Raw genomic sequence first — 25,513 nt, forward strand, 5'->3', positions numbered from 1 at the left:
CCTGCGGTCAGGCCTTGGTGAGCGTGGCCTCCGGCGACGGGCCCGGCACGTCGGGCACCACCTCGGGGCGCTCCCGCAGCGACAGCAGCAGCCGCACGACCCAGATCCACATCACGCACGACCCGAACATGTGCAGGCCGACCAGCACCTCGGGGAGGTCGGTGAAGTACTGGACGTAGCCGATGACGCCCTGGAGCAGCAGGATGACGAACAGCTCCCGCGTGCGGTGCAACGGCCCCCGGGGAGCGTCGACCGCCTTCAGCACGAACCACAGCGCGAACGTCAGCGTGACCACGATCCACGCCAGGACGGCGTGCAGCTTGCTCACCGTCTCCCAGTCCAGCGGCATCCGCTCGACCTCGCTGGAGTCGCCCGCGTGCGGCCCCGCGCCGGTCACCACCGTGCCGACGGCGATCAGCAGCACCGCGGCGGCCACCAGGAACCACACGAGCTGCTGCACGGCCTTGCCGACCAGCGGCCGGGGCTCCCCGTCGCCCTCGCGGACCCGCTGCCACATCACCGTGGCCACCGCGATCAGCGCCGACGACAGCATGAAGTGCGCCGCGACCGTGTACGGGTTCAGGCCGACCAGGACCACGATCCCGCCGAGGATCGCGTTGCCCATGACGATCCAGAACTGGGCCCAGCCCAGCCGGATCACGCCCCGCCGGGCCGGCTTCGCGGACCGCGCGGCCACGATCGCCCAGCCGACGGCCGCGCACAGCACGTAGGTCAGCAGACGGTTGCCGAACTCGATGACGCCGTGCACGCCCATCTCGCGGGTCGCGGCGATCGAGTCGTCGGTGCACTTGGGCCAGGTCGGGCAGCCGAGGCCCGAGCCGGTCAGCCGCACGGCGCCCCCGGTGACCACGATGACCACCGACATGACGAGCGCGGCGAGAGCCGCCCGCCGGACCGTCCGGGGATCCGGGGTCCAGCGTGCGGCGATGAAGGCGAGCGGGTTGCGCAGCGCGCTCTGGGCGTCGGCGCGGGTCACGTTTGGCACGCGTCCCATCGTAGGCCGCCGCTTGTGCACGCTTTCACGAGGGTCGTGCATGGTGGCTCGGTTCCCTCTCACTCCCAGCGGAAGAACTTCCCCGCGGCCGCGAGTCCCGCGACCGCCCACACGGCGAGCACGGCCAGGCTGCCCCAGGGCATCCCGGCCCCGTGCTGCAGGACGTCCCGCAGGCCCTCGGACAGCGCGGAGATCGGCAGCAGACCGAGCACGCCCTGGGCCACGTCCGGGAACTTGTCCAGCGGGACCACGACCCCGCCGCCGATCAGCAGCAGCAGGAACACCAGGTTGGCCGCGGCGAGGGTCGCCTCCGCCTTCAGGGTGCCCGCCATGAGCAGGCCGAGCCCGGAGAAGGCGGCGGTGCCCAGCACCAGCAGCAGGAACACCGCGAACGGGTTGCCCCGCGGCGACCAGCCGAGGGCGAGGGCGATCACGGCCACCAGGAGGACCTGGAGGATCTCCGTGACCAGGACGGACAGCGACTTGGCGGTCATCAGGCCCCAGCGGGGCAGCGGGGACGCGGCGAGCCGCTTCAGCACCCCGTAGCGCCGCTCGAAACCGGTGGCGATGGCCTGTCCGGTGAACGCCGTCGACATCACGGCGAGCGCGAGGATGCCGGGGGCGAGGAAGTCCACGGCCCGCCCCTCACCGGTGTCGACGATGTCCACGGTGCTGAACAGCACCAGCAGCAGCGTCGGGATCACCACGGTGAGCAGCAGCTGCTCACCGTTGCGCAGCAGCATCTTCGTCTCGAGCACCGCCTGCGCCGCGATCATCCGCGGCAACGGGGCCGCACCCGGCCGGGGCGCGTAGGTACCGGTCGCCGTCATGAGCGCAACTCCTTGCCGGTCAGCTCCAGGCTGTGCTGTCCCGGGGGGCGGCCCCCGGAGCCCCGGCCGGTCGGTGTGCCGGTCGCCGTCATGAGCGCAACTCCTTGCCGGTCAGCTCCAGGAAGACGTCCTCCAGGGTGTGCCGCTCCACCGAGATCCGGTCCGGCATGACCCCGTTCTGCGCGCACCAGGAGGTGACGGTGGCGAGCAGCTGGGGGTCGACCTTGCCGAGCACCCGGTAGGAGCCGGGCGCCGGTTCGTCGGCCGCCGTGTCCGGGGGCAGGGCCTTCAGCAGCGAGGCCACGTCCAGGCCGGGACGCCCGCTGAAGCGGAGGGTGTTCTCGGCGCCGCCCCGGCACAGTTCCTCGGGGGAGCCCTGGGCGATCACCCGTCCCGCGTCGATGATCGCCACGTCGTCGGAGAGCTGCTCGGCCTCGTCCATGTGGTGCGTGGTGAGGATGACGGAGACCCCGTCGTCGCGCAGGTCGCGCACCAGGTCCCAGGTGGCGCGGCGGGCCTGGGGGTCGAGGCCGGCGGTCGGCTCGTCGAGGAACACCAGCTCGGGGCGTCCGACGACGGCCATCGCCAGGGCGAGCCGCTGCTGCTGGCCGCCGGACAGCCGCCGGTAGGAGGTCCGTCCGCAGGAGCCGAGCCCGAGCCGTTCGATCAGCGCGTCCACGTCCAGCGGGTGCGCGTGCAGCTTCGCCACGTGCCGCAGCATCTCGTCGGCGCGTGCGCCCGAGTAGACGCCGCCGGACTGGAGCATCACGCCCACCCGGGGCCGGAGCGCGGCGGACTGCCGCAGGGGGTCGAGGCCCAGGACGCGCACCGTGCCGGAGTCGGGCCGCCGGTACCCCTCGCAGGTCTCGACGGTGGTCGTCTTGCCCGCGCCGTTGGGTCCGAGCACGGCGGTCACACCCTGCCGGGCCACCAGGTCGAGGCCGTTCACCGCGGTCCTCGTGCCGTACCGCTTCACCAGGGCCTGGACCTGGACCACGGGCTCACTTCGCATGGGTCACGAGTCTAGGGAGGCGGCCGGTCCCCCCGGGCCGGGGGTGCAAAAACCCGTGCGGGAGGATCGTGACGCCGGCCGGACCGCGGGTGCCGTCACCGGCCGCTTTGATCGATCAAAGATCGTTTCCGCAGGTCGCATTAGGTTTACCTAAGTGATGCAGCGCACGATCATGCCGTCCGGGCGTGGCTTGCCCGGGCCGGATGAATTACGCAACAATGGCGTTGTGAAAAACGTTGGCGAGGCTCCCCACGAGGAACTGGCAACCGGTGAGCGGTCCACCCGCAACCGCGTCGCCCGGTCCATCCTGGACCACGGCCCGTCGACCGTCGCCGAGCTGGCCCAGCGCCTCGGGCTCACCCAGGCCGCTGTGCGCCGGCACCTGGACGCCCTGGTCACGGACAACGTCGTGGCCGCACGCGAGCGACGGGTCTACGGCGCGCGCACGCGCGGACGCCCGGCCAAGGTGTTCGCGCTCACCGACTGCGGCCGGGACGCGTTCGACCAGTCCTACGACAAGCTGGCCGTGGACGCACTGCGCTGGATCGGCGAGAAGGAGGGCGGCAGTGACGCGATCACCGCGTTCGCCCGCGCCCGGATCGCCGCCCACGCGGACGCGTACCGGGCGGCGGTCGAGGCCGCTCCCCCCGAGGAGCGGACGGAAGCGCTGGCCAGGGCCCTGAGCGCGGACGGGTACGCTGCGACAGCGCGCAGCGCACCGGTCGGCGAGCAGCTCTGCCAGCACCACTGCCCCATCGCCCACGCCGCCGAACAGTTTCCGCAGCTGTGCGAGGCCGAGACGGAATTTTTCGCCGAGCTCCTCGGTACGCATGTGCAGCGGCTGGCGACCATCGCCCACGGCGACGGCGTCTGCACGACGTACATCCCCAAGATTTCCCACCACGCACCTGCAAGCACGTCCGGGAGGAACCCCGCATGACTCTCCCCACGGAGACTGCCCACCCCGAGCTCGAAGGCCTGGGCAAGTACGAATACGGCTGGGCCGACTCCGACGAGGCCGGCGCTGCTGCCAAGCGTGGTCTCAACGAGGACGTCGTCAAGGACATCTCGTCGAAGAAGGACGAGGCGGAGTGGATGACCAAGCTCCGCCTCAAGGGCCTGCGCCTGTTCGAGAAGAAGCCCATGCCGAACTGGGGCTCGGACCTGTCGGGCATCGACTTCGACAACATCAAGTACTTCGTACGCTCCACGGAGAAGCAGGCGCAGTCCTGGGAGGACCTGCCCGAGGACATCAAGAACACCTACGACAAGCTGGGCATCCCGGAGGCGGAGAAGCAGCGCCTGGTCGCCGGTGTCGCCGCGCAGTACGAGTCGGAGGTCGTCTACCACCAGATCCGTGAGGACCTGGAGGAGCAGGGCGTCATCTTCCTGGACACCGACACCGCCCTGAAGGAGCACCCCGAGCTCTTCAAGGAGTACTTCGGCACGGTCATCCCGGCCGGCGACAACAAGTTCGCCGCGCTGAACACGGCCGTGTGGTCCGGCGGTTCCTTCATCTACGTGCCGAAGGGCGTGCACGTGGAGATCCCGCTCCAGGCCTACTTCCGGATCAACACCGAGAACATGGGCCAGTTCGAGCGGACCCTGATCATCGTCGACGAGGGTGCCTACGTGCACTACGTCGAGGGCTGCACCGCGCCGATCTACAAGTCGGACTCGCTGCACTCCGCGGTCGTCGAGATCATCGTCAAGAAGAACGCCCGCTGCCGCTACACGACCATCCAGAACTGGTCGAACAACGTCTACAACCTGGTCACCAAGCGCGCCGTGGCCTACGAGGGCGCGACTATGGAGTGGGTCGACGGCAACATCGGCTCCAAGGTGACGATGAAGTACCCGGCCGTCTACCTCATGGGCGAGCACGCCAAGGGCGAGACCCTGTCCATCGCCTTCGCCGGCGAGGGCCAGCACCAGGACGCGGGCGCCAAGATGGTCCACATGGCCCCGAACACCTCGTCCAACATCGTCTCCAAGTCGGTGGCCCGCGGCGGCGGCCGCACCTCCTACCGCGGCCTGATCGAGATCGGCGAGGGCGCCCCGGGCTCCAAGTCCAACGTGCTCTGCGACGCGCTGCTGGTCGACACGATCTCCCGCTCGGACACCTACCCCTACGTGGACGTCCGCGAGGACGACGTGTCCATGGGTCACGAGGCGACCGTCTCCAAGGTCTCGGAGGACCAGCTCTTCTACCTGATGAGCCGCGGTCTGAGCGAGGACGAGGCGATGGCCATGATCGTGCGCGGCTTCGTCGAGCCGATCGCCAAGGAGCTGCCGATGGAGTACGCACTCGAGCTCAACCGGCTGATCGAGCTCCAGATGGAAGGCGCGGTCGGCTAGCCACCGGCGCCGTTCCGTCAAGACCCCTTACGCAAAGGAAAGCGAGCACTACGACAGCCATGGCTGAGGCTCCTAACATCCCGGTCGGTTCCGCGACCGCTGGTTCGATCGCGGTGGCCGCCGAGTCGACCGTCGCCACCCGCATGAGCGCGCCCCCGTCCTTCGACGTGGCGGACTTCCCCGTCCCCCACGGCCGCGAGGAGGAGTGGCGGTTCACCCCGCTGGAGCGGCTGCGCGGGCTGCACGACGGCACCGCCACCGCTGACGGCGGCATCAAGGTCGCCGTCCAGGCGCCGGAGGGCGTCGTCGTCGAGACGGTCGGCCGGGACGACGCGCGGCTCGGCCGCGCCGGCACCCCGGTGGACCGCGTCGCCGCCCAGGCGTACTCGGCCTTCGAGCAGGCCTCGGTCGTGACCGTGCCCAAGGAGGCCGTCCTCACCGAGCCGATCCGCATCGCGGTGCACGGCGAGGGCGGCACCGCCTACGCCCACCAGGTCATCGAGCTCGGCGCCTTCGCCGAGGCCGTCGTGGTCATCGACCACACCGGCGACGCGGTGCTCGCCGCCAACGTCGAGTTCGTGCTCGGCGACGGCGCCAAGCTGACCGTCGTCTCCGTCCAGGACTGGGACGACAAGGCCGTGCACGCCGCCCAGCACAACGCGCTGGTCGGCCGCGACGCCACCTTCAAGTCGGTCGTCGTCACCTTCGGCGGCGACGTCGTCCGGCTGCACCCGCGGGTCGCCTACGCCGGTCCCGGCGGTGAGGCCGAGCTGTTCGGCCTGTACTTCACCGACGCCGGCCAGCACCAGGAGCACCGCCTCCTGGTCGACCACAACGTCCCGCACTGCAAGTCGAACGTCGTCTACAAGGGCGCGCTCCAGGGCGACGACGCGCACGCCGTGTGGATCGGTGACGTGCTCATCGAGGCCGCGGCCGAGGGCACCGACACCTACGAGATGAACCGCAACCTGGTGCTCACCGACGGCGCCCGGGTCGACTCCGTGCCCAACCTGGAGATCGAGACCGGCGAGATCGTCGGCGCCGGCCACGCCTCGGCGACCGGCCGCTTCGACGACGAGCAGCTGTTCTACCTGATGGCCCGCGGCATCCCGGAGAAGGACGCCCGCCGCCTGGTGGTGCGCGGCTTCTTCGCCGAGCTGGTCCAGCAGATCGGCGTCGCCGACCTCGAGGAGCGCCTGATCGCCAAGATCGAGGAGGAGCTGGAGGCGGCGGTCGGATGAGCTTCGTACGCGCCTGCGGGCTGAGCGAGCTGGAGGAGGACACCCCCAAGCGGGTGGAACTCGACGGCACGCCGGTCTCCATCGTGCAGACCTGCGGGGAGGTGTTCGCGATCAACGACATCTGCTCGCACGCGAACGTGTCCCTGTCGGAGGGCGAGGTGGACGACTGCCACATCGAGTGCTGGCTGCACGGTTCGCGTTTCGACCTCCGCTCCGGCAAGCCCGACGCCCTCCCGGCGACCCGTCCCGTTCCCGTATACCCCGTAAAGATCGAAGGGGACGACGTGCTCGTCTCCGTCACCCAGGAGTCCTGAGGCACCCATGGCAACGCTTGAAATCCGAGACCTGCACGTCACCGTCGAGGCCGACAACGCCACGAAGGAAATCCTCAAGGGCGTCGACCTCACCGTGAAGCAGGGCGAGACGCACGCCATCATGGGCCCCAACGGCTCGGGCAAGTCGACGCTCGCCTACGCGCTCGCCGGTCACCCCAAGTACACCGTCTCCAGCGGCTCCGTCACCCTCGACGGCGAGGACGTCCTGGAGATGTCCGTCGACGAGCGCGCCCGCGCCGGCCTGTTCCTCGCGATGCAGTACCCGGTCGAGGTCCCCGGCGTCTCGGTCTCCAACTTCCTGCGCACCTCCGCCACCGCGATCCGTGGCGAGGCCCCCAAGCTGCGCACCTGGGTGAAGGAGGTCAAGGAGGCCATGGAGCGCCTCAACATGGACCCCGCCTTCGCCGAGCGCAACGTCAACGAGGGCTTCTCCGGCGGTGAGAAGAAGCGCCACGAGATCCTCCAGCTGGAGCTGCTCAAGCCGAAGATCGCCGTCCTCGACGAGACCGACTCCGGCCTGGACGTCGACGCCCTGCGCGTCGTCTCCGAGGGCGTCAACCGCGTCCGCGAGGCCGGTGAGGTGGGCACCCTGCTCATCACGCACTACACGCGCATCCTGCGCTACATCAAGCCCGACCACGTCCACGTGTTCGCCGGCGGCCGCATCGTCGAGTCCGGCGGCGCCGAGCTGGCCGACAAGCTGGAGGCGGAGGGCTACGAGGCATACGCGAAGCGCGACGAAGCCGACACGAAGGGTGGCGCATCCGCGTGACATTGCTGCCGGGCCTCCTCGACACCGAGGCGATCCGCAAGGACTTCCCCGTCCTGGACCGTCAGGTCCACGACGGCCGGAAGCTCGTGTACCTGGACAACGCGGCGACCTCGCAGAAGCCGCGCCAGGTGCTGGACGCACTCAGTGAGTACTACGAGCGCCACAACGCCAACGTCCACCGCGGTGTGCATGTGCTCGCCGAGGAGGCCACGGCGCTGTACGAGGGCGCGCGCGACAAGGTCGCCGCGTTCATCAACGCGCCCAGCCGCGACGAGGTGATCTTCACCAAGAACGCCTCCGAGTCGCTCAACCTCGTGGCGAACATGCTCGGCTGGGCCGACGAGCCCTACCGAGTGGACCACGAGACCGAGATCGTCATCACGGAGATGGAGCACCACTCCAACATCGTGCCGTGGCAGCTGCTCGCGCAGCGCACCGGAGCGAAGCTGAAGTGGTTCGGCCTGACCGACGACGGCCGGCTCGACCTGTCCAACATCGACGAGGTCATCACCGAGAAGACGAAGATCGTCTCCTTCGTGCTGGTCTCCAACATCCTGGGCACCCTCAACCCGGTCGAGGCGATCGTCCGCCGCGCCCAGGAGGTCGGCGCGCTCGTCTGCATCGACGTCTCCCAGGCCGCGCCCCACATGCCGGTCGACGTGCAGGCGCTGCAGGCGGACTTCGTGGCCTTCACCGGCCACAAGATGTGCGGTCCGACCGGCATCGGCGTCCTGTGGGGCCGCCAGGAGCTGCTGGAGGACCTGCCTCCGTTCCTCGGCGGCGGCGAGATGATCGAGACCGTGTCGATGCACTCGTCGACCTACGCGCCCGCCCCGCACAAGTTCGAGGCGGGCACCCCGCCGATCGCGCAGGCGGTCGGCCTCGGCGCGGCGATCGACTACCTCCAGGCCATCGGCATGGACAAGATCCTCGCCCACGAGCACGCGCTCACCGAGTACGCCGTCAAGCGGCTGGGCGAGGTCCCCGACCTGCGCATCATCGGCCCCGCCACGGCCGAGGACCGCGGTGCGGCGATCTCCTTCACGCTCGGGGACATCCACCCGCACGACGTGGGCCAGGTCCTCGACGAACAGGGCCTCGCGGTCCGGGTCGGCCACCACTGCGCCCGCCCGGTCTGCCTCCGGTACGGAATTCCTGCGACCACGCGAGCGTCGTTCTATCTGTACTCCACGCCGGCCGAGATCGATGCTCTGCTCGACGGACTGGAGCACGTACGGAACTTCTTCGGCTGAGGGGCTGGCTGGGCGTGAAGCTGGATTCGATGTACCAGGAAGTCATCCTGGACCACTACAAGAACCCGCACGGGCGGGGCTTGCGGGATGGCGACGCCGAGGTGCACCACGTCAACCCGACGTGCGGTGACGAGATCACCCTGCGGGTCAAGTACGACGGGACGACCGTCCGGGACGTCAGCTACGAGGGGCAGGGCTGCTCGATCAGCCAGGCGAGCGCCTCCGTGCTGAACGAACTGCTGGTCGGCAAAGATCTGACCGACGCGCGGCGGGTCCAGGAGACCTTCCTGGAACTGATGCAGTCCAAGGGGAAGATCGAGCCGGACGACGCGATGGAGGAGATCCTGGAGGACGCGGTCGCGTTCGCCGGGGTCTCCAAGTACCCGGCCCGGGTGAAGTGCGCCCTCCTCAGCTGGATGGCGTGGAAGGACGCGACGGCCCAGGCTCTGGGCTCCGACGCCGAAAGGACAACGGCATGAGCGAGACCGTGCAGATGAAACCGGCCTCGGAGGAAGAGGTCCGCGAGGCCCTGATGGACGTCGTCGACCCCGAACTGGGCATCGACGTCGTCAACCTCGGCCTGATCTACGGCGTCCACGTCGACGACTCGAACGTGGCGACCATCGACATGACCCTGACCTCGGCGGCCTGTCCGCTGACGGACGTCATCGAGGACCAGGCCAAGTCCGCCACGGACGGCCTGGTCAACGAGCTGCGGATCAACTGGGTCTGGATGCCGCCGTGGGGCCCCGACAAGATCACGGACGACGGCCGTGAGCAGCTCCGGGCGCTCGGCTTCAACGTCTGAGACCCCGCACCGCGCACGACCGCATCACGGCACGACGGCCCCCGGCGACACCCGCCGGGGGCCGTCGTCGTGTCCGGACCCCCTTTCGGCGAGCTCTGGGTATGTACGAGCGTCCACATCGATGGGTACGCTTGTACATATGGGATATCTGCTGCTGGCCGGCGCCATCGCCGCCGAGGTGGGCGCCACCACCGCCATGAAGTACAGCGACGGCTTCAGCAGGCTCTGGCCCTCGCTGCTCACGCTGGTCGGCTACGTGATCTCCTTCGGCCTCCTCGCGCAGACCCTGCGCACCGTCTCGGTCGGCACGGCCTACGCCATCTGGGCCGGGGTGGGCACCGCCGCCATCGCCACCATCGGCGTGGCCTTCATGGGGGAGGGCCTGACCGCGGTCAAGGCGCTCGGCATCGGCCTGATCATCGTGGGGGTGGTGGTGCTGAACCTGGGAGGTGCGCACTGATGGCCCGGCGCTACGACCCCGAGCGGCGGCAACGGATCATCGACGCGGCGATCCGGGTCGTGGGCCGGCGCGGCATCGCCGGGCTCACCCACCGCAGCGTCGCCGCCGAGGCCGACGTACCGCTCGGCTCCACCACCTACCACTTCAAGACCCTCGACGAGCTGCTGGTCGCCGCCCTGCGCCAGGCCAACGAGGGCTTCGCCAAGGTGGTCGCGGCACACCACGGGCTGCGGGACCCGCACACCGACCTCGCGTCCGAACTCGCCGCGGTGATGGGCGAATGGCTGGCCGGCGAACGCACCGGCGTCGAGCTGGAGTACGAGCTCTACCTCGCCGCCCTGCGCCGCCCCGCCCTGCGCCCTGTCGCGGCCGATTGGTGCGAGGGCGTCGCCGCCCAGCTCGCCCACCGCACCGACCCCGTCACGGCCCGCGCCGTGGTCGCCCTGCTCGACGGCATCTGCCTCCAGGTGCTGCTGACGGGCACGCCGTACGACGAGGACTTCGCGCGCGATGTGCTGGCCCGGGTCCTGCCGCCCTCCGCGCAGCCGCCCGCCCCGGACCGCGCGGGATGACCCGGGGGACCGGTACCCGAGACGCCCGGCCCACCGGTTCGCCTCCCCGGGCCCCGGCCGGTTAGGTTGCCCTCATGACCGACACGACTGCTCAGAGCCCTTCCGGCGCAGTGGCCGCCGGCCTCGCCACCATCGCCGCCGACGGAACCGTCCTCGACACCTGGTTCCCCGCGCCCGAACTGACCGCAGCGTCGGCCGAGGGCCCGTCCGGCACCGAGCGGCTGTCCGCCGAGCGCGCCGCGGAACTCCTCGGCGGGGGCGCCACCGCGGCGGTCGGTCCGGACGCCCGCCGGGGCGTCGAGGTGGTGGCGGTCCGCACGGTCATCTCCTCGCTCGACGAGAAGCCGGTCGACGCGCACGACGCCTACCTGCGTCTGCACCTGCTCTCCCACCGCCTGGTCCGCCCGCACGGGCTGAACCTCGACGGCATCTTCGGCTGCCTCGCCAACGTCGCCTGGACCTCCCTCGGCCCGGTCGCCGTGGACGACGTCGAGAAGGTGCGCCTCAACGCCCGCGCGGAGGGCCTGCACCTGGCCGTCACGTCCGTCGACAAGTTCCCCCGCATGACGGACTACGTGGCCCCGAAGGGCGTCCGCATCGCCGACGCCGACCGGGTCCGCCTGGGCGCGCACCTCGCCGCCGGCACCACGGTCATGCACGAGGGCTTCGTCAACTTCAACGCCGGCACGCTCGGCACCTCGATGATCGAGGGCCGCATCTCGGCCGGCGTGGTCATCGGCGACGGCTCCGACATCGGCGGCGGCGCGTCCACCATGGGCACGCTCTCCGGCGGCGGCGACGTCATCATCTCCATCGGCGAGCGCTGCCTGATCGGCGCCGAAGCGGGCGTCGGCATCGCCCTCGGCGACGAGTGCGTGGTGGAGGCCGGCCTGTACGTCACGGCGGGCACCCGCATCACCATGCCCGACGGCGAGATCGTCAAGGCCCGCGTCCTCTCCGGCGCCTCCAACATCCTCTTCCGCCGCAACTCGGTCAGCGGCGCGGTCGAGGCCCGCCCCAACCACGCCAACTGGGGCGGCCTGAACGAGGTGCTGCACAGCCACAACTGACCGGTGGCGGCCGCGAGCTGCGGCCGCGTGGTCGGTATCCGTCGACGACGGTCCACGCACGAGCGCCCTTCCACGGCCGGAGAACGGCCCGGGAGGGCGCTCGTGCGTGCGGCGGGCGGCTTCGGCCGAGGCCGGGAATCGGGAGGGCCTCCCGCAGGGTTCTCCGGGACAGCGGTCACTGTCACGCCCCCGCCACGCCCAGGAGGCCCCGCCCATGGCACAGCCGGAGATCGATGCCGTCGTGGTCGACGTGCTCGGCACCCTCGTCGACGAACCCGCCGGCCTCCGGGCCGGACTGCGTGAACTGGCCCCGGCCCTCGACGCGTCCGGGATCGAGGAGCTCCTGTCGCTGTGGCAGCGGCACACCGCCCGCGAGCAGCGCGACGTCGTCGACGGTGTCCGGCCGTACGTCACCGGCGATGTCCTGGACCTGGAGGCGGCCCGGCTCGTGGCCGACGCCGCCGGGGCCGGCGATCCCGCCGCCGTGGCGGCCCTGGCGCGGTCGGGCCGGCGGCTCCCGCCGTGGTCCGACACCGTGGCGGGGCTCGCCCGGCTCGCGGAACGCTTCCCGCTGATCGGGCTCTCCAACGCGAGCAGGACGGCCCTGCTGGAGATCAACGCCCACGCCGGACTGCGCTGGCACCAGGCCCTGTCCGCCGAGGACGCCCGGACCTACAAGCCGGACCCCGCGGTCTACCGGCTGGCCGTCACCGTCTCCGGACGGCCGCCGGAGCGGCTGCTGATGGTCGCCGCCCACGCCTGGGACCTGCGCGGAGCCCAGGACGCCGGCCTGCGCACCGCCTACGTCGCCCGCCCCGTCGGCGACCCGCCCGCCCCCTCGGACCGCTTCGACCTGCACGCCGACGGTCTGGCCGACCTGGCCGAGCGGCTCGGCGCCGCTTAGCCACGAGGTGCCTCTGCCGTCGTGCCGTCAGCCCGACACGAGGGCCTCGTGGGCGGCCCTGAGGCGGTCCGTGGTGGCGCCGTCGGCGGGGCGCAGCGGTGGGCGGGGCGGGCCCGCCGGGAGGCCCAGGGCGGTCAGCAGGGCCTTGGCGGTGACCGTGCCGGGGAGGCCGCTCGCCATGACGGCCTCGATGAGCGGGATCGCCGCGTGCTGGAGGCGGGCCGCGAGGGCCGTGTCGCCCGCGTCGAAGGCGTCGAGCACGGCGCGCAGGTGGTCCGGGACGACGTTGGCGACCGTGCTGACGTAGCCGGCGCCGCCGACCGCGTAGAGGGCCAGGTTGTGCTCCTCGCAGCCCGCGTAGTAGGCGAGGCCGGTGCGGGAGATGATCTTCTGGGCGGCGAGGAAGTCGTACGAGCAGTCCTTGACCGCGACGATGCGGGGGTGCCCGGCGAGCCGGAGCAGGGTGTCCGGCTCGATGCGGGTGCCCGTGCGGGCCGGAATGTCGTAGAGGGCCACCGGGAGGCCCGTGCTGTCGGCGATCTCCCGGAAGTGGGCCTCGACGGCGTCCTGCGGGGGACGGCTGTAGTAGGGGGCGACCAGCAGCAGGCCGTCGGCGCCCGCCTGCTCAGCCCGGCGGGCCAGTTCGGCGGTGTGCGCGGTGTCGGGCGTGCCGACGCCCGCGACGACCCGGGCACGGTCGCCGACGGTCTCCCGCACGGCCGTGATCAGGGCGGACTTCTCCGCGTCGGTGGTGGTGGGGGACTCGCCCGTGGTGCCGGACAGGACCAGGCCGTCGCATCCCCGGTCCACCAGGTGATCGGCGAGGCGCTGGGCGCCGTCCAGGTCGAGGGCGCCGTCGGGGGTGAAGGGTGTGATCATCGCGCACAGGGCGCGCCCGAAGGGCGGGGGCGTCGTCATGAGGTCAGTGTCGGCCTCCCGACGGTGAAGCTCCACTTACATTTGCTTGCCGGTACCGGTTAGCCCTGCTGCGCGGTGGGGTGGCCGGTGGCGCAGGCGTAGCCGCGGCGCGGCGCGGGTACTCGGGTGCCTTCCTACCGAGAGGAGGCGGACCACCGTGACCGGAACCATCGACCACCGGCCGGTTCGCGACGAGCACAGCGTGGGCGAGCTCGTCGGACAGGCCACCGAACAGCTTTCCCGGCTCGCCCGGCAGGAAGTGGCCCTGGCGAAGGAGGAGCTGGCCGCCAAGGGCCGCCGCGCCGGGCGTGGCGGCGGCATGCTGGGAGCGGCGGGCGCCTTCGCCTACGCCGGTCTGCTGGCGCTCGCCGGCACCGGCGCCGCTGCGCTGGCACTGGTGCTGCCCGTCTGGCTGGCGGCACTGATCGTCACGGCCGTGCTGTTCGTGATCGCGGGTGTGCTGGCCGTGGCCGGCCGCGCGCAGTTGCGCAGGGCCACACCGGCCACGCCCGAGGAGGCGCTGGGCAGCGTGAAGGCCGACGTGGAGGAGATCAAGGGAAGGGCACACCGATGACACAGGACGTGACGGGCGCGAGCGCGGGCGGGGCGGGCTCCGGCTCGACCGCGGGGGGCGAGGCTGCCGCACGCGGCGCCAAGGGGCCGGATGAACTGCGCCGGCAGATCGAGCGGACCCGCCACGAACTGGGCGACACCGTCGAGCAGTTGGCGGGAAAGATGGACGTCAAGGGGCGGGCCAGGGCCAGGGCGGAGGATCTGCGGGACAAGGCCGGGGCGATGTCCGTACAGCTGCGCAGCAGCGCCACCCAGGCAGGACGCAGCGGGCTGCGGCACCCCCGCCCGGTGCTGATCGCCGGGGCGGCGGCGGGGGCCGTCGTGGCCGCCGGGGTCGTGCTGCGCCGACAGGGCAGCCATCGCTGAACGGGCCGTGCGACGAGAGGGCGGTCATCGCTGATAGGCCGTGCGCCGGCAGGGCGGTCACGCTGAACGCGGGCCGTGCCCCGGCGAAGGGGCACGGCCCCGGGCCGGCCGGACGCGGGCGTCCGGCCGGCCCGCCGTGCGTCACGGCCTGAAGCGCAGGACCTGCGGGTCGTGGTCGCTGATCTGGTCGTGGAACTCGGCGTTGATGTGCACGCTGTCGTAGCTGAACGCGCAGCCCCGGCGGATCGACGGGCTGATCAGGATCTGGTCCAGCACCTGGCTGTTGCCCTGGTAGACGTAGGAGTAACGCTCGCTCTTCGGCAGGGACTTGATGGCCGGCCAGAGCACTCCGTCGCCCTGCAGGATCTTCGTCGTCCGGGAGAACTCGAAGTCGTTGATGTCGCCCAGCGCGACGACGTGCGCGTTCTTCTGGGTCTTGAGGACCTCGGCGGTGAAGTCGTGCACCGCCTGCGCCTGGAGGTGGCGCTGGGTCTCCGAACTGCGGGCCGGCGGCTGGAACTGTGAGGTGAGGGCCTGGTCGCCGCCCTTCGACGCGAAGTGGTTGGCGATCACGATGACCGTCCGGCCGCGGAAGACGAACTCGCCGGCCAGGGGCTTGCGGCTGTCCTCGAACGCGGCGGCGGCCGGGTCGATGCGGCCCGGGGAGTGCGTCAGGGCCGCCTTGCCGCGGACCTTGGTGACGCCGACGGGCGTGGTGGCGTCGCCCCCGGCCCGGTCGGTGAAGGAGACCCGCTCGGGGTTGTACAGGAACGCCTGGCGGATGTTGCCGCCCGGCTGGCCGCCGTCCGCCTTGTCGGCCGGGTCGACCGAACGCCACGCGTAACGGGGACCGCCGGCCGCCTCGACGGCCTCGATCAGCTTCGCCAGGGTCAGGTCCGCGGCGACCGTGCCGTCGTCGGTGGCGCCGCTGTTGTCCTGGATCTCCTCCAGGGCCACGATGTCCGGCGACCGCAGGTGGTCCACGATCGCGGCGGCGTGCGCGGCGAAGGTGTCGTCGGAGGGGTCCAGGTTCTCCACGTTGTAGGTGGCGACGGCGAGTTCGCGCGCGTGCTGCTTGCGGGTGGTCTCGCGGGCCGGGCCGCGCTGCCGGAGAGTGCCGAGCTCGTTGGCCACCAGGGTGTAGCCGCCGAACTGGTTGTAGTCCAGCGGGCCCGAGGTGGTGCCGGCGAGCCGGTCGCCGACGTTCGCGTCGGGGAAGTCCGCGGCCGGGCCCAGTGACTGGATCTGGAGGCGGCCGGTGTTCTGGTCGTCGTAGGAGCCGTAGACCGTGCCGCCGCGCGGGGTGCGGTTCTCCCACGGCTTCACCGTGACCCACAGCTCGGTGTACGGGTCGGTGGCGCCGACCACCCGAGTGTCGGCGACGCGGACGTGCATGCCCTCCAGGGACTCGTAGCGGTCCAGGGCGTAGCGGGAGGGACGCAGGCGCAGCCCGTTGACCGAACCGCCCGCGGCGGGGTCCCCGTCCGGGGTGTAGGCGGCCGGGACGGACCGCGCGTCCAGGGTGACGGGCGCGGGGAGCGCGTTGCCGCTGGAGGTCACCGTGACCGTGGGGCGGCTGATCTGCGTCAGCGACTGGTTGCCGGAGGTCAGACCGCCGGGGACGTACTCGGTCACCGTGCCGGAGACGGTGACGGCGTCACCCACGGCGACGCCCTGCGGGGTCGAGCCGGTGTAGACGAACACGCCCTCACTGGTGGCCGGGTCGGCGTCCGGCTCGGGGTCCTGGATCCAGAACCCGCGGGACGAACCGTAGGTGCGCACCCCGGTGACGATTCCGGCCACATCGGCGACCTGGCGGCCGGCGAGCGGGGATATCCGGGTGTCGCCCTGGATGTCGTGGATGCGTACGGAGTCGGCGTGCGCCGGTGAGGTGAGGACGACGGTGGACGCCGCGGAACAGACGGCGGCGACGGTGAGCGCGGCGAGGCGCGCGGACGGCTTGGTCGGCAACGGATCCCTCCGGGGATGTGTGGTGTGCCGGGACGAGGGTGGGGTGCGGACGGCGCGAGCCGCACCGGCGGGGCGGCTCGACGCGCGGAGAGGACCGGCGGGTGCGATGTGGCCCCCGTGCTTCCGGTGAACAACTGTCCGCCGATTTCTACGCGCGTCAATCTCCAGCCTGGCCACGCCACTTGTCAAGGTTTCGGCCATGTACGTCCGTCGACGGGGAGAGGAAGCGGGCGGCATGGGTGGAAATCCGTCTAGGCTGAGCGGTTGAGTCCTCACCAGGCGTGCTAGGAGATTCAGCCGATGTCAGACAGCTCCACCCTGCCGCCCGCGCGGCTGCACCCCGAAGCGGAGCTGGCGCGCGACGCGCTGTCCACCCCGTTGCTGTCCCGGGCCGTCCGGCTCGCCCGCTGGGCCGGGCCCGCCACCCGGGTCGACGCCGGCGGCGGACTCGTCGAGGACCAGGTGTCCGCCGCCGCCGAGGCGCTCGGGCTGACCGGTGAGGACGCCGCGGCCGACGCCGCCGAGGCCTGGCGGGCCGCCGTCGACGCCGGGCTCGTCGAGGTGACCGATGAGGAGGAGGGCACGGTCGCGGCCGGCGCCGACCTCGGCACGGTCACCGGGGGCGGCTCGCCGCACGAGGTCCTGGAGGTGTGGCTCGCGGCCCTGGAGACCGTGCTCGCCGACGCGAGCGTCCCCGACCTCGGCGGACTCGTCGACGCCATCGCCGCCGAAGACGGCTCCGGCGAACTCGACCTCTCCTCCCTCGACTGGGACCCCGAGGCCGACGCGGAGTTCCTCGACGGCGTCCTCGGCAACCTGTACCTGCTGACCGTGGGGGACGACGGGGCCGAGGCCGCCCCGGTGCCGCTGCCCGCGCTGGCCGCGTCCGTCATCGTGCCGGACGACATGGGGGAGCCGACCGACGACGTCCTGGAGCAGGTGTCCGAGGCGATGATGCGCCTGGACGACCAGTTCCGGATGCTGGAACCCGCCGGGCTGGTGGAGTACCAGCCGGTGGACGAGGCACTGATGGCCGACGCCGACGAGGAACCGGCGGCGCCCGTGGACGAAACCGAGGTCTCCCGCTACGGCATGGTGCGGCTCACCCCGCTCGGCCTGTACGGCCTGCGGGCCCGGCTGCTTGAAGCCGGGTTCGACGCCCCGGCGGTCGGCGACCTCGCGGACAAGGGGGCCGACGCACTCCTCGACGGCACCGCCGTTTTCCCGCCGGCGGCGGCCCACGCGGAGACCGAGCAGTGGCTGACCCGGCGTGAACCGCTGGCAGCGGCACGCGAGTTGCTGGCGGCGGCGCGGGGCACCGACGAGGGCGCACCCCTGCGCCGGCTGCAGTGCCAGCAAGCCCTGTCGCTCGTCGGCGCCGACGCCGAACCCGCCCTGCGGGAGGTGCTGGACGACGCCGAACTCGGCGGCCTGGCCCGGGTCTGGCTGACCGAGCACGGCGCGGCCGACGTGCCCCCGCCGTCCGAGGCCATGATCTTCTGGCTGACCATCGACACGGTGGCCGCCCAGCTCGCGGCCGAGGGCAACTCCGAGGAGCTGCGCGCCCTGGTGGAGGGCCTGGCGGCCCAGCACAGCGGCTTCTTCTCCACCGTCTGGCGCGTATCCCACCCGGCCACGGCCGACGTGCTGGAGGCGATGGGGCGCCTGCACCCGGACAAGAGGATCGCCAAGGAGGCCCGCAAGGCGGCGTTCAAGGCCCGTTCGCAGCACGGCGGTTGACACAGCGGCTGACAGGCGGTGACCGGGCGCCCGTCGGGGCACCCGGCCGCCCCGCCGGCCGCAGCGCGCATCCGGTCACGGCGCGCGCTGACCGGTCGGCGCCGTGAGGCCGCGCGCGACCCGGACCAGCCCGTGCGCGGAACGGCGGGCCTGCTGGTCCGGAGTGCCCGCCCGCTCGGCCGCGCCCTGCAGGTCCCCGATCGCACCTGCGTCTTCCGGTCTCTTGTGGCGCCGTCCTCTGACATCTAACATTTCAGTTGTGAACGCCCTTCGACCCGTCCCGCGCACCCTGCTGCGGGACCGCGCCTACGAGGCCATCCGGGACGCCATCGTGGCCGGGGAGATCGAACCCGGCGCCGTCGTGCGGGACGCCGACCTCGCCGAGCGGCTCGGGCTCTCCCGGGCGCCCGTGCGCCAGGCGTTCGCGCGGCTGGTCGACGAGGGTCTCCTGGAGAGCAAGCCGCAGAGCCACACCCGCGTGACCCCCCTGGTGGCCGCCGACGTGCGGGACGCCGCGGCCGTGGTCGGCGCCATGCACGAACTGGTCACCCGGGCCGCCGTGCCCCGCCTGCGGACGGCGGACACGGACGCCATGCGCGCCGCCAACGAGCGGTTCGCGGCGGCCGTCCGCACCGGCGACGTGGACGCCGCGCTGCGCGCCGACGACGCCCTCCACGACGTCCTCGTGCACGTCAGCGGCAACCGGGCCGCCGCCGCGACCGTCGCCCGGTACACCCCGCTCATCCGGCGGCTGGAACGGCGCCGCTTCGGCGAGGGCGGCGCCTGCCGCTCCGCCGGCCTGCACGACCGGCTGATCGCGGCCTGCGCCGCCGGCGACACGGACGGGGCGGTGCGCGTCACCGCCGAGATCTGGCGGGGCCTGGAGGAGCTCGCCGACATTCCCTGACCGGCCCTGCCCACTGGCCCGGCCCGAGCGGAAGGAACCCTCATGTCCCTTGCCTCCCACCGGCGTTACCCCCTGCTGTTCGGACCCTCACCCGTGCACCCGCTCGAACGGCTCACCGCCCGCCTCGGCGGCGCCGCCCTGTGGGCCAAGCGCGAGGACTGCAACTCCGGCGTCGCCTACGGCGGCAACAAGACCCGCAAACTGGAGTACCTGGTCGCCGACGCGCTCGACCAGGGCTGCGACACCCTGGTGTCCATCGGCGGCGTGCAGTCCAACCACACCCGCCAGGTGGCCGCCGTCGCCGCCCGCGCCGGCCTCAAGTGCGTGCTGGTGCAGGAGAGCTGGGTCGACTGGCCGGACGCCGTGTACGACAAGGTCGGCAACATCCTCGTCAGCCGGCTCGCCGGGGCCGACGTACGGCTGGTGCGGGCCGGGTTCGGGATCGGCTTCAAGGAGAGCTGGGAGCAGGCCCTGCGGGAGGTCGAGGAGTCGGGCGGCAAGCCGTACGCCATTCCCGCCGGTGCCTCCGACCACCCCCTCGGCGGGCTCGGCTTCGCCGGGTGGGCGTACGAGGTCGCCGAGCAGGAGCGGGCGGCGGGCGTCTTCTTCGACACCGTGATCGTGTGCTCGGTCACCGGTTCCACCCAGGCGGGCATGGTCGCCGGGTTCCGGGCGCTCGAGGAGGCGGGCGGCCGTCCCCGGCGAGTGATCGGCATCGACGCCTCGGCCGACCCCGTCCGGACCAAGGAGCAGATCGCGCGGATCGCGGACCGCACCGGGCGTCTCCTCGGCGTCAAGGCCGAGTTGTCCGTGGACGACATCGAGCTGGACGAGCGCTACCACGCCGGGACCTACGGCATACCGGACGAGCGGACCCTGGACGCGATGCGCCTCGCGGCGCGGACCGAGGGGATGGTCACCGACCCGGTCTACGAGGGCAAGTCCATGGCCGGGATGATCGACCTGGTGTCCCGGGGCGAGATCGCCCGCGATGCCACCGTCCTGTACGCCCACCTCGGCGGACAGCCGGCGCTGAACGCCTACAGCGCACTGTTCTGAGCCGGAGGCCGCCACCGGCCGCAGGCCGCGGGCTCCGTGGTCCGTGGTCCGCAGGCCGCACTGCGCAGTTCGCGGGCGGGCAGCCGCAGCCCCGGGTCCCCTCCGCGCCCCTCGATAGGGTGAGGGCGGAGGGGACACGCGGCGTCGAGGAGGGCCGGTGGCACAGGTCAGGCCCATGCGGGCCGATGCCCGGCGGAACCGTGAGCGGCTGCTCGCGGCGGCGGTCGAGGCGTTCGCCGCCCAGGGCGAGGGCGCCTCCCTCGACGACATCGCCAAGCGGGCCGGCGTCGGATCCGGCACCCTCTACCGGCACTTCCCCACCCGGAGGGCCCTGCTGGAGGCCGTGTACGCCGACCGGATCGACGCCCTCGCGGCCCGGGCCGGCGACCTGGCGGAGCGCCTGCCGCCCGGCCCCGCCCTGCGTGCGTGGCTGGACGAACTCGGCGCCGGGATGATCCGGATCCGCGGCCTGCGCGCCCTGCTCGGTCCGGCCGTCGGGAGCGGCCCGGACGGCGGTCCTGGCTGCTGCGACCCGCTGCTGGGCGCGGCGGAACTGCTGGCCGGAGCGGCGCGACGGGCGGGGGAGCTGCGCCCGGACGTCGAGGCGGTCGACGTGCTGCGGCTGGTGCACGGGGTGGCGGCGGCCTCCGAACTCGCGGACGGCGACGGCAGCCAACTGGGCCGGTACTTGGGTCTCCTGGTGGAGGGCCTCGCGCCCCGGCCCCGGGCATGAACGGGACGGCCCCCGGGCATGAGCGCCCCGGCCCCCGGGCATGAGCGCCCCGGCCCCCGGCATGAGCGGGCCGGCCCCGGTATGAGCGGGCCGGCCCCGGGCATGAGCGGGCCGGCCCCGAGCCCGGGGCCGTCCCGTGACAGGTGGGTCCCCGCCCCGGGGAGGGGAACACCGGGGCGGGGACGTCGGCGGGCCGGCGGCGGTGGCCGCGCGGCCCCGGCGGCTACAGGGCCTGCGCGGCGGGCTTCACCATGCCGCGCACCGTGCGGGACTTCACGAAGTCGCCCATGGCGGTCATCTCCCACTCGCCGGAGAACTGGCGGATCAGCTTCGCCATCATCACGCCGGTCTGCGGCTCGGCGGAGGTGAGGTCGAAGCGGACCAGCTCCTCACCGGTGGTGCCGTCCAGCAGACGGCAGTACGCCTTGGCGACCTCGGTGAACTTCTGGCCGGAGAAGGAGTTGACCGTGAAGACCAGACCGGAGACCTCCTGGGGGAGCCGGCCGAGGTCGACGGTGATCACCTCGTCGTCCCCGGCGCCCTCGCCGGTGAGGTTGTCGCCGGAGTGCTGGATCGCACCGTGCAGGATCTGCAGCTTGCCGAAATAGCAGCTGTCGATGTGGTTGCGCTGCGGCCCGTAGGCGATGACCGAGGCGTCCAGGTCGATGTCCTTGCCGCGGTACGCCGGCTCCCAGCCGAGACCCATCCGGACCTGGGAGAGCAGCGGGCGTCCGCCCTTCATCAGGGAGACGGTCTGGTTCTTCTGGAGACTGACCCGGCCCTTGTCCAGGTTGATCTTGCCCGGGCCGGCGGCCGGGGCGGGCGGGGCCGGGGGAGCGGCGGGCGCGGGCGGGGCCTGCGGGGCGGACACCGGCGGCGCGGGCGGCGCCGGCGGCGGCTGGACGGCGGCGGGCGGCGGGGTGACGGGCTGGGCGGCGGGGGCGGCGGGTTCCTCGACGGAGACGCCGAAGTCGGTGGCGATGCCGGCCAGCCCGTTGGCGTAGCCCTGGCCGACGGCGCGGGCCTTCCAGGCGCCGTTGCGCAGGTAGATCTCGACGATCACCAGGGCGGTCTCGGTGCCCAGGCGCGGCGGGGTGAAGGTGGCCAGGACCGCCTGGTCGTCCGCGCCGCGGAGGGTGGCCGTCGGTTCGATGCCCTGGAAGGTCTGGCCGGGGGCGTCGGGGCTGGCGGTGATGACGATCTTCTCGATGCCGGGCGGGAGGGCGGTGGTGTCGACCGTGATCGCGTCAGGGGCGGTGCCGCCGCCCGAGCGGTAGGTCACGCCGGGGCCCGAGGGCTGGTTGTAGAAGATGAAGTCGTCGTCGGAGCGCACCTTGCCGTCGGCGGTGAGCAGCAGGCCCGATACGTCGAGCCGCACCGGTGCGGCGACGTCCACCGTCACGCGGGCGGTGGGAAGGGGGATGTTCGAGCCGGGGGTCATAGCTGTCATGCCCGGTCAACGAGCGGGACGGTTTTGCCGTTCCCTTACCCGTGGCCCGAATGGAGCAGTCGGTTTCCGGCCGGGGTCAGCGGCGGTTGCGGGGGTGGTTGCGGGCGGTGCGTTCGTTGCCGTGCTTGTAGTTCCCGGTCCAGCGGGCCATGACGAGCTGGGGGTCGGGCGAGGTGGTCACCTCGGTGAGGAACCGGGCGGCCCGGTCGCCGTTCAGGGTGGTGGCGTGGCGGTTGTGGTGGGTGATGTCCACGCTGCCGTTCGCGTGGTCGGTGTAGGCGAAGCCGTGAGGTCGGGGCATGACGGGAGGGTAGGGCGGCCGGGGCGGGGCGGCCCAGCGGTTTTTCCTCCGTCGCCCCGGCACCCGGCCCCGTCGCCCCGGCGGCCCCTGTGGTCAGGGCACCACCACGATCTTCCGGCCCACGCCCGACGCGAACTGCTCCAGGGCCTCGGGGTAGCGGTCCAGGGGGATCCGGTCGCTGATGAAGATCTCGGGGTCCAGCACGCCGTTGGCGAAGAGTTCGGCAGCGCGCTCGTAGCTGTGCAGCACGGCCATCGAGCCGGTGATGGTGATCTCCTGGTTGTAGATGCGGTACGGGTCGATGGTCACGCGGGTCGCGTAGTCGGCCACCCCGAACTGGAGGAACGTTCCGGCCTTCGCCACGCGCTCCAGGCCGTCCTGGATGGCCCCGGCGTTGCCCGTGGCGTCGATGACCAGGTCCCAGCCCTGCGGGCGGTCCAGTTCGTCGGCGTTCGCCGCGGAGGAGGAGACGCCCAGCCGGGCCGCCGTCTCCAGGCGGGCCGGGTTCACGTCCACCATGTCGACGCTGGCCGCTCCCGTCCGCTTGGCCAGCTCCAGCATCATCAGGCCCATCGTCCCCGAGCCGTAGATCAGCACATGGGCGCCGAGGCGGGACTGCAGGACGTCGTAGCCGCGGACCGCGCAGGACAGCGGTTCGATCAGGACCGCGTCGGCGGTGCGCACGTGTTCGGGCAGCTTCACGCAGTTCGCCACGGGGGCCACCGCGTACTGCGCCGCACCGCCGGCCGTGGTGACGCCGATCGCCTGCCAGCGTTCGCACAGGTTGTTGTGGCCGGTACGGCAGTAGCGGCACTCGTAGCAGTACAGGGACGGGTCGACGGCGACCCGGTCGCCGACCGACACCTCCGTGACCGCGGAGCCGACGCCGACCACCTCGCCCGCGAACTCGTGCCCGGGCACGATCGGCAGCTTGGGCGCGAACTCGCCCTGGAGGATGTGCAGATCGGTGCCGCACAACCCGCAGGCCGCGACCTCCACGACGACGTCGCGCGGCCCGGGCGTCGGGTCCGGGACCTCGGCGACGACGGCCCGGCCCACGGACTCGATGACGGCGGCCTTCATTTCACGGCTCCCAACGACAGGCCCTGGACGAGTTTGTCCTGGGCGGCGAACCCCGCGGCGAGCACCGGCAGGGAGATGACGAGCGACGCGGCGCACACCTTGGCCAGGAACAGGCCCTGGCTGGTGATGAAGGTGGTGAGGAAGACCGGGGCGGTCTCGGCGACCACGCCGGTGAGCACCCGCGCGAACATCAGCTCGTTCCAGCTGAAGATGAAGCAGATCAGGGCGGTCGCCGCGATGCCGGGCAGGGCGATCGGCGCGACCACGCGGCCCAGCACGGTCGGCAGCCGGGCGCCGTCGATCTGGGCGGCCTCGATGATCGCCACCGGGACCTCGGACAGGAACGACTGCATCATCCAGACCGCGATCGGCAGGTTCATCGCGGTGTAGAGGATGACCAGCGTCCAGATGTTGTCGAGCATGCCGGTGTTCTTCGCGAACAGGTAGATCGGCAGCAGGGCGGCCACCAGCGGCAGCATCTTGGTGGACAGGAAGAAGAACAGGACGTCGGTCCACTTCTTCACCGGCCGGATGGACAGCGCGTAGGCGGCGGGCAGCGCGAGCAGCAGGGTCAGCAGGGTGGAGACCAGCGAGGCGGTCATGGAGTTGATCAGCGACGGCCAGGGGCTGGCGCCGCCGGTGAGACCGAAGAACTCGCGGTAGCCGTCCAGGGTCAGCGTGGCCGCCACGGACGGCGGGTTGGTCGCCGCGTCCGCCTCCGAGTGCAGAGAGGTCAGCACCATCCAGAGGAGGGGCGCGACGAAGACGAGACCGGCCAGCCAGGCGGCGACGCCCGCGGCGGCCCCCCGGACCCTGCCGGGCGCCCGGCGCTGCCGCGGGGCGGCGGGAGTGACGGTGGCCATCAGCGGGACACCTCCTCACGGAACAGCGACGACACCACGCGCAGCGCGAAGGTCGCCAGGACGAGCGAGCCGAGGACGACGATGACGCCCGCCGCGGAGGCGAGACCGTTCTCGTGCGCCTGGTAGAAGGTCTGGTAGATCGTGTACGGCAGGTTGGCCGTGCCCAGGCCGCCGGAGGTGATGGTGAACACCGCGTCGAAGTTCTGCACGATGTAGATCGAGCCGAGCAGCACGCCGAGTTCGAGGTAGCGGCGCAGGTGGGGCAGCGTGATGTGGACGAACACCTGCCAGTCGCTCGCGCCGTCCATCCGGGCCGCCTCGACGAGCTGGGGGTCGCGGCTCTGCAGCCCGGCCAGCAGGATCAGCATCATGAACGGGGTCCACTGCCAGATCAGCGCGGCCTCCACCGCCATCAGCGGCATCTCGGAGATCCAGTCCGGCTGCGGCGCCCCGTCCCCGCCGACGGCGTTCAGGATGCCGTTGAACAGCCCGTACTCCGGGTTGAACAGCAGGTGCTTCCACATCAGCGCGGCGGCGATCGGCACCAGCAGGAACGGGGCGATCAGCATCGTCCGCACGGCGCCCCGGCCGCAGAAGCGCCGGTCCAGCAGCAGCGCGAGGAGCAGCCCGAGCAGCAGGCTGACCAGCACCACGGTGACGGTGAGCAGGACGGTCGTCCACACCGACCTGCGCAGGTCGGGGTCGGTCAGCACCTCGCCGTAGTTGGCGAAGCCGGCGAAGCTGCGCTGGTCCGGGTAGAGCGCGTTCCAGTCGAAGAACGAGATCACCAGGGTGGCCACGAAGGGCAGCTGGGTGACGACGATCATGAAGATGAGCGCCGGCATCAGGGGCGCCCGGGTGGCCCAGGCGCGCATCCGGTTCGGGCGGGGGGCCGCCGGCCGTCCGGGGACGGTCGCGG

At 72.1% G+C, this 25,513-nt stretch carries 28 protein-coding genes; 18 read left to right on the top strand and 10 right to left on the bottom strand.

What is annotated here, in order from left to right; translation table 11 throughout:
* Positions 1 to 7: 7 nt before the first annotated feature.
* The 3 genes from ACIRPP_RS21415 to ACIRPP_RS21425 form a co-directional block, all read right to left on the bottom strand.
* On the bottom strand, positions 8 to 1,015 hold the full coding sequence (locus tag ACIRPP_RS21415; RefSeq protein ID WP_403645097.1) for a heme A synthase: 1,008 nt from the start codon (positions 1,013 to 1,015) through the stop codon (positions 8 to 10).
* A 59-nt stretch (positions 1,016 to 1,074) separates the two neighbouring features.
* A complete protein-coding gene (locus ACIRPP_RS21420) occupies positions 1,075 to 1,845 on the bottom strand; it encodes an ABC transporter permease (RefSeq protein ID WP_403645100.1) in 771 nt (256 codons plus the stop codon).
* Between the two features lie 88 nt (positions 1,846 to 1,933).
* Positions 1,934 to 2,842, bottom strand: coding sequence for an ABC transporter ATP-binding protein (locus tag ACIRPP_RS21425; RefSeq protein ID WP_403645323.1), 909 nt, complete (start codon positions 2,840 to 2,842; stop codon positions 1,934 to 1,936).
* Between the two features lie 241 nt (positions 2,843 to 3,083).
* Here ACIRPP_RS21425 and ACIRPP_RS21430 point away from each other — a divergent pair, with 241 nt between their 5' ends.
* The 12 genes from ACIRPP_RS21430 to ACIRPP_RS21485 all read left to right on the top strand — a co-directional run bounded on the left by ACIRPP_RS21430 (position 3,084) and on the right by ACIRPP_RS21485 (position 12,630).
* Entirely contained in the window at positions 3,084 to 3,797 is a 714-nt protein-coding gene (locus ACIRPP_RS21430; RefSeq protein ID WP_164347655.1) for a metalloregulator ArsR/SmtB family transcription factor, read from the top strand.
* Positions 3,794 to 5,215: a Fe-S cluster assembly protein SufB gene (gene sufB / locus ACIRPP_RS21435; protein WP_164337494.1), complete on the top strand. Its 1,422-nt coding sequence runs from the start codon at positions 3,794 to 3,796 to the stop codon at positions 5,213 to 5,215. The genes ACIRPP_RS21430 and sufB overlap by 4 nt, the downstream gene beginning before the upstream one ends.
* Before the next feature lie 59 nt (positions 5,216 to 5,274).
* Positions 5,275 to 6,456, top strand: a complete 1,182-nt coding sequence (gene sufD, locus ACIRPP_RS21440; protein ID WP_164337495.1) for a Fe-S cluster assembly protein SufD — start codon at positions 5,275 to 5,277, stop codon at positions 6,454 to 6,456.
* Positions 6,453 to 6,770 carry a non-heme iron oxygenase ferredoxin subunit gene (locus tag ACIRPP_RS21445; protein WP_164337496.1) on the top strand — a complete coding sequence of 106 codons (318 nt, stop codon included), beginning with the start codon at positions 6,453 to 6,455 and terminating at the stop codon, positions 6,768 to 6,770. Before sufD ends, ACIRPP_RS21445 begins: the two co-directional genes overlap by 4 nt.
* Positions 6,771 to 6,777: 7 nt before the next feature.
* Entirely contained in the window at positions 6,778 to 7,563 is a 786-nt protein-coding gene (sufC, locus tag ACIRPP_RS21450) for a Fe-S cluster assembly ATPase SufC (RefSeq protein WP_403645105.1), read from the top strand.
* Positions 7,560 to 8,816 carry a cysteine desulfurase gene (locus ACIRPP_RS21455; RefSeq protein ID WP_403645108.1) on the top strand — a complete coding sequence of 419 codons (1,257 nt, stop codon included), beginning with the start codon at positions 7,560 to 7,562 and terminating at the stop codon, positions 8,814 to 8,816. The genes sufC and ACIRPP_RS21455 overlap by 4 nt, the downstream gene beginning before the upstream one ends.
* A 14-nt stretch (positions 8,817 to 8,830) precedes the next feature.
* Positions 8,831 to 9,295 (top strand): Fe-S cluster assembly sulfur transfer protein SufU, encoded by a 465-nt coding sequence (gene sufU / locus ACIRPP_RS21460; protein ID WP_362088897.1) that lies wholly within the window; start codon positions 8,831 to 8,833, stop codon positions 9,293 to 9,295.
* Positions 9,292 to 9,624, top strand: a complete 333-nt coding sequence (locus tag ACIRPP_RS21465) for a metal-sulfur cluster assembly factor (protein WP_164337500.1) — start codon at positions 9,292 to 9,294, stop codon at positions 9,622 to 9,624. The genes sufU and ACIRPP_RS21465 overlap by 4 nt, the downstream gene beginning before the upstream one ends.
* Positions 9,625 to 9,763: 139 nt before the next feature.
* On the top strand, positions 9,764 to 10,084 hold the full coding sequence (locus ACIRPP_RS21470) for a DMT family transporter (protein ID WP_403645113.1): 321 nt from the start codon (positions 9,764 to 9,766) through the stop codon (positions 10,082 to 10,084).
* The gene (locus ACIRPP_RS21475; protein WP_403645116.1) at positions 10,084 to 10,656 is read left to right on the top strand and encodes a TetR/AcrR family transcriptional regulator; all 573 of its coding nucleotides are present in this window, start codon (positions 10,084 to 10,086) and stop codon (positions 10,654 to 10,656) included. Before ACIRPP_RS21470 ends, ACIRPP_RS21475 begins: the two co-directional genes overlap by 1 nt.
* A 74-nt stretch (positions 10,657 to 10,730) precedes the next feature.
* Positions 10,731 to 11,726, top strand: a complete 996-nt coding sequence (dapD, locus tag ACIRPP_RS21480; RefSeq protein ID WP_403645119.1) for a 2,3,4,5-tetrahydropyridine-2,6-dicarboxylate N-succinyltransferase — start codon at positions 10,731 to 10,733, stop codon at positions 11,724 to 11,726.
* Between the two features lie 214 nt (positions 11,727 to 11,940).
* A complete protein-coding gene (locus ACIRPP_RS21485) occupies positions 11,941 to 12,630 on the top strand; it encodes a haloacid dehalogenase type II (RefSeq protein WP_403645122.1) in 690 nt (229 codons plus the stop codon).
* Positions 12,631 to 12,657: 27 nt separating this feature from the next.
* Here ACIRPP_RS21485 and dapA read toward each other — a convergent pair whose 3' ends face one another.
* On the bottom strand, positions 12,658 to 13,548 hold the full coding sequence (gene dapA, locus ACIRPP_RS21490) for a 4-hydroxy-tetrahydrodipicolinate synthase (RefSeq protein WP_403645125.1): 891 nt from the start codon (positions 13,546 to 13,548) through the stop codon (positions 12,658 to 12,660).
* Between the two features lie 157 nt (positions 13,549 to 13,705).
* Here dapA and ACIRPP_RS21495 point away from each other — a divergent pair, with 157 nt between their 5' ends.
* On the top strand, positions 13,706 to 14,122 hold the full coding sequence (locus tag ACIRPP_RS21495) for a phage holin family protein (protein ID WP_164333410.1): 417 nt from the start codon (positions 13,706 to 13,708) through the stop codon (positions 14,120 to 14,122).
* Entirely contained in the window at positions 14,119 to 14,487 is a 369-nt protein-coding gene (locus ACIRPP_RS21500) for a DUF3618 domain-containing protein (RefSeq protein ID WP_403645129.1), read from the top strand. Before ACIRPP_RS21495 ends, ACIRPP_RS21500 begins: the two co-directional genes overlap by 4 nt.
* Before the next feature lie 141 nt (positions 14,488 to 14,628).
* Here the strand turns inward: ACIRPP_RS21500 and ACIRPP_RS21505 are convergent, their stop codons facing one another.
* A complete protein-coding gene (locus ACIRPP_RS21505; protein WP_403645131.1) occupies positions 14,629 to 16,458 on the bottom strand; it encodes an endonuclease/exonuclease/phosphatase family protein in 1,830 nt (609 codons plus the stop codon).
* Between the two features lie 300 nt (positions 16,459 to 16,758).
* On the opposite strand from ACIRPP_RS21505, the gene ACIRPP_RS21510 reads away from it, so the two are divergent.
* From ACIRPP_RS21510 to ACIRPP_RS21525, 4 genes are all read left to right on the top strand, one after another.
* A complete protein-coding gene (locus ACIRPP_RS21510) occupies positions 16,759 to 18,198 on the top strand; it encodes a hypothetical protein (RefSeq protein WP_403645134.1) in 1,440 nt (479 codons plus the stop codon).
* A 259-nt stretch (positions 18,199 to 18,457) separates the two neighbouring features.
* Positions 18,458 to 19,105 (top strand): GntR family transcriptional regulator, encoded by a 648-nt coding sequence (locus ACIRPP_RS21515; protein WP_403645137.1) that lies wholly within the window; start codon positions 18,458 to 18,460, stop codon positions 19,103 to 19,105.
* Positions 19,106 to 19,147: 42 nt separating this feature from the next.
* Entirely contained in the window at positions 19,148 to 20,164 is a 1,017-nt protein-coding gene (locus ACIRPP_RS21520) for a 1-aminocyclopropane-1-carboxylate deaminase (RefSeq protein ID WP_403645140.1), read from the top strand.
* 157 nt (positions 20,165 to 20,321) lie between these two features.
* Positions 20,322 to 20,897 (top strand): TetR/AcrR family transcriptional regulator, encoded by a 576-nt coding sequence (locus ACIRPP_RS21525; protein WP_403645143.1) that lies wholly within the window; start codon positions 20,322 to 20,324, stop codon positions 20,895 to 20,897.
* Positions 20,898 to 21,120: 223 nt separating this feature from the next.
* Here the strand turns inward: ACIRPP_RS21525 and ACIRPP_RS21530 are convergent, their stop codons facing one another.
* The 5 genes from ACIRPP_RS21530 to ACIRPP_RS21550 all read right to left on the bottom strand — a co-directional run bounded on the left by ACIRPP_RS21530 (position 21,121) and on the right by ACIRPP_RS21550 (position 25,469).
* Positions 21,121 to 22,338 carry a TerD family protein gene (locus ACIRPP_RS21530; protein ID WP_403645326.1) on the bottom strand — a complete coding sequence of 406 codons (1,218 nt, stop codon included), beginning with the start codon at positions 22,336 to 22,338 and terminating at the stop codon, positions 21,121 to 21,123.
* Between the two features lie 85 nt (positions 22,339 to 22,423).
* On the bottom strand, positions 22,424 to 22,648 hold the full coding sequence (locus ACIRPP_RS21535; RefSeq protein WP_164337374.1) for a hypothetical protein: 225 nt from the start codon (positions 22,646 to 22,648) through the stop codon (positions 22,424 to 22,426).
* Positions 22,649 to 22,741: 93 nt separating this feature from the next.
* Positions 22,742 to 23,731, bottom strand: a complete 990-nt coding sequence (locus ACIRPP_RS21540) for a zinc-dependent alcohol dehydrogenase family protein (protein WP_403645146.1) — start codon at positions 23,729 to 23,731, stop codon at positions 22,742 to 22,744.
* A complete protein-coding gene (locus ACIRPP_RS21545; RefSeq protein WP_403645150.1) occupies positions 23,728 to 24,594 on the bottom strand; it encodes a carbohydrate ABC transporter permease in 867 nt (288 codons plus the stop codon). The genes ACIRPP_RS21540 and ACIRPP_RS21545 overlap by 4 nt, the downstream gene beginning before the upstream one ends.
* Complete coding sequence (locus tag ACIRPP_RS21550) at positions 24,594 to 25,469, bottom strand: carbohydrate ABC transporter permease (protein ID WP_403645329.1); 876 nt, start codon at positions 25,467 to 25,469, stop codon at positions 24,594 to 24,596. The genes ACIRPP_RS21545 and ACIRPP_RS21550 overlap by 1 nt, the downstream gene beginning before the upstream one ends.
* Positions 25,470 to 25,513 lie beyond the last annotated feature (44 nt).

Origin of the sequence: Streptomyces sp. NPDC101219 (assembly GCF_044767675.1) — a bacterium.
Taxonomy (GTDB): domain Bacteria; phylum Actinomycetota; class Actinomycetes; order Streptomycetales; family Streptomycetaceae; genus Streptomyces.

What these genes read in the sequence shown, in the direction of transcription:
- ACIRPP_RS21415 (WP_403645097.1), bottom strand. Translation starts at nt 1,015, where the DNA reads ATGGGACGCGTGCCAAACGTGACCCGCGCCGACGCCCAGAGCGCGCTG.
- ACIRPP_RS21420 (WP_403645100.1), bottom strand. Translation starts at nt 1,845, where the DNA reads ATGACGGCGACCGGTACCTACGCGCCCCGGCCGGGTGCGGCCCCGTTG.
- sufB (WP_164337494.1), top strand. Translation starts at nt 3,794, where the DNA reads ATGACTCTCCCCACGGAGACTGCCCACCCCGAGCTCGAAGGCCTGGGC.
- sufD (WP_164337495.1), top strand. Translation starts at nt 5,275, where the DNA reads ATGGCTGAGGCTCCTAACATCCCGGTCGGTTCCGCGACCGCTGGTTCG.
- ACIRPP_RS21445 (WP_164337496.1), top strand. Translation starts at nt 6,453, where the DNA reads ATGAGCTTCGTACGCGCCTGCGGGCTGAGCGAGCTGGAGGAGGACACC.
- sufC (WP_403645105.1), top strand. Translation starts at nt 6,778, where the DNA reads ATGGCAACGCTTGAAATCCGAGACCTGCACGTCACCGTCGAGGCCGAC.
- ACIRPP_RS21465 (WP_164337500.1), top strand. Translation starts at nt 9,292, where the DNA reads ATGAGCGAGACCGTGCAGATGAAACCGGCCTCGGAGGAAGAGGTCCGC.
- ACIRPP_RS21470 (WP_403645113.1), top strand. Translation starts at nt 9,764, where the DNA reads ATGGGATATCTGCTGCTGGCCGGCGCCATCGCCGCCGAGGTGGGCGCC.
- ACIRPP_RS21475 (WP_403645116.1), top strand. Translation starts at nt 10,084, where the DNA reads ATGGCCCGGCGCTACGACCCCGAGCGGCGGCAACGGATCATCGACGCG.
- dapD (WP_403645119.1), top strand. Translation starts at nt 10,731, where the DNA reads ATGACCGACACGACTGCTCAGAGCCCTTCCGGCGCAGTGGCCGCCGGC.
- ACIRPP_RS21485 (WP_403645122.1), top strand. Translation starts at nt 11,941, where the DNA reads ATGGCACAGCCGGAGATCGATGCCGTCGTGGTCGACGTGCTCGGCACC.
- dapA (WP_403645125.1), bottom strand. Translation starts at nt 13,548, where the DNA reads ATGACGACGCCCCCGCCCTTCGGGCGCGCCCTGTGCGCGATGATCACA.
- ACIRPP_RS21500 (WP_403645129.1), top strand. Translation starts at nt 14,119, where the DNA reads ATGACACAGGACGTGACGGGCGCGAGCGCGGGCGGGGCGGGCTCCGGC.
- ACIRPP_RS21510 (WP_403645134.1), top strand. Translation starts at nt 16,759, where the DNA reads ATGTCAGACAGCTCCACCCTGCCGCCCGCGCGGCTGCACCCCGAAGCG.
- ACIRPP_RS21520 (WP_403645140.1), top strand. Translation starts at nt 19,148, where the DNA reads ATGTCCCTTGCCTCCCACCGGCGTTACCCCCTGCTGTTCGGACCCTCA.
- ACIRPP_RS21530 (WP_403645326.1), bottom strand. Translation starts at nt 22,338, where the DNA reads ATGACCCCCGGCTCGAACATCCCCCTTCCCACCGCCCGCGTGACGGTG.
- ACIRPP_RS21535 (WP_164337374.1), bottom strand. Translation starts at nt 22,648, where the DNA reads ATGCCCCGACCTCACGGCTTCGCCTACACCGACCACGCGAACGGCAGC.
- ACIRPP_RS21540 (WP_403645146.1), bottom strand. Translation starts at nt 23,731, where the DNA reads ATGAAGGCCGCCGTCATCGAGTCCGTGGGCCGGGCCGTCGTCGCCGAG.
- ACIRPP_RS21545 (WP_403645150.1), bottom strand. Translation starts at nt 24,594, where the DNA reads ATGGCCACCGTCACTCCCGCCGCCCCGCGGCAGCGCCGGGCGCCCGGC.
- ACIRPP_RS21550 (WP_403645329.1), bottom strand. Translation starts at nt 25,469, where the DNA reads ATGCGCGCCTGGGCCACCCGGGCGCCCCTGATGCCGGCGCTCATCTTC.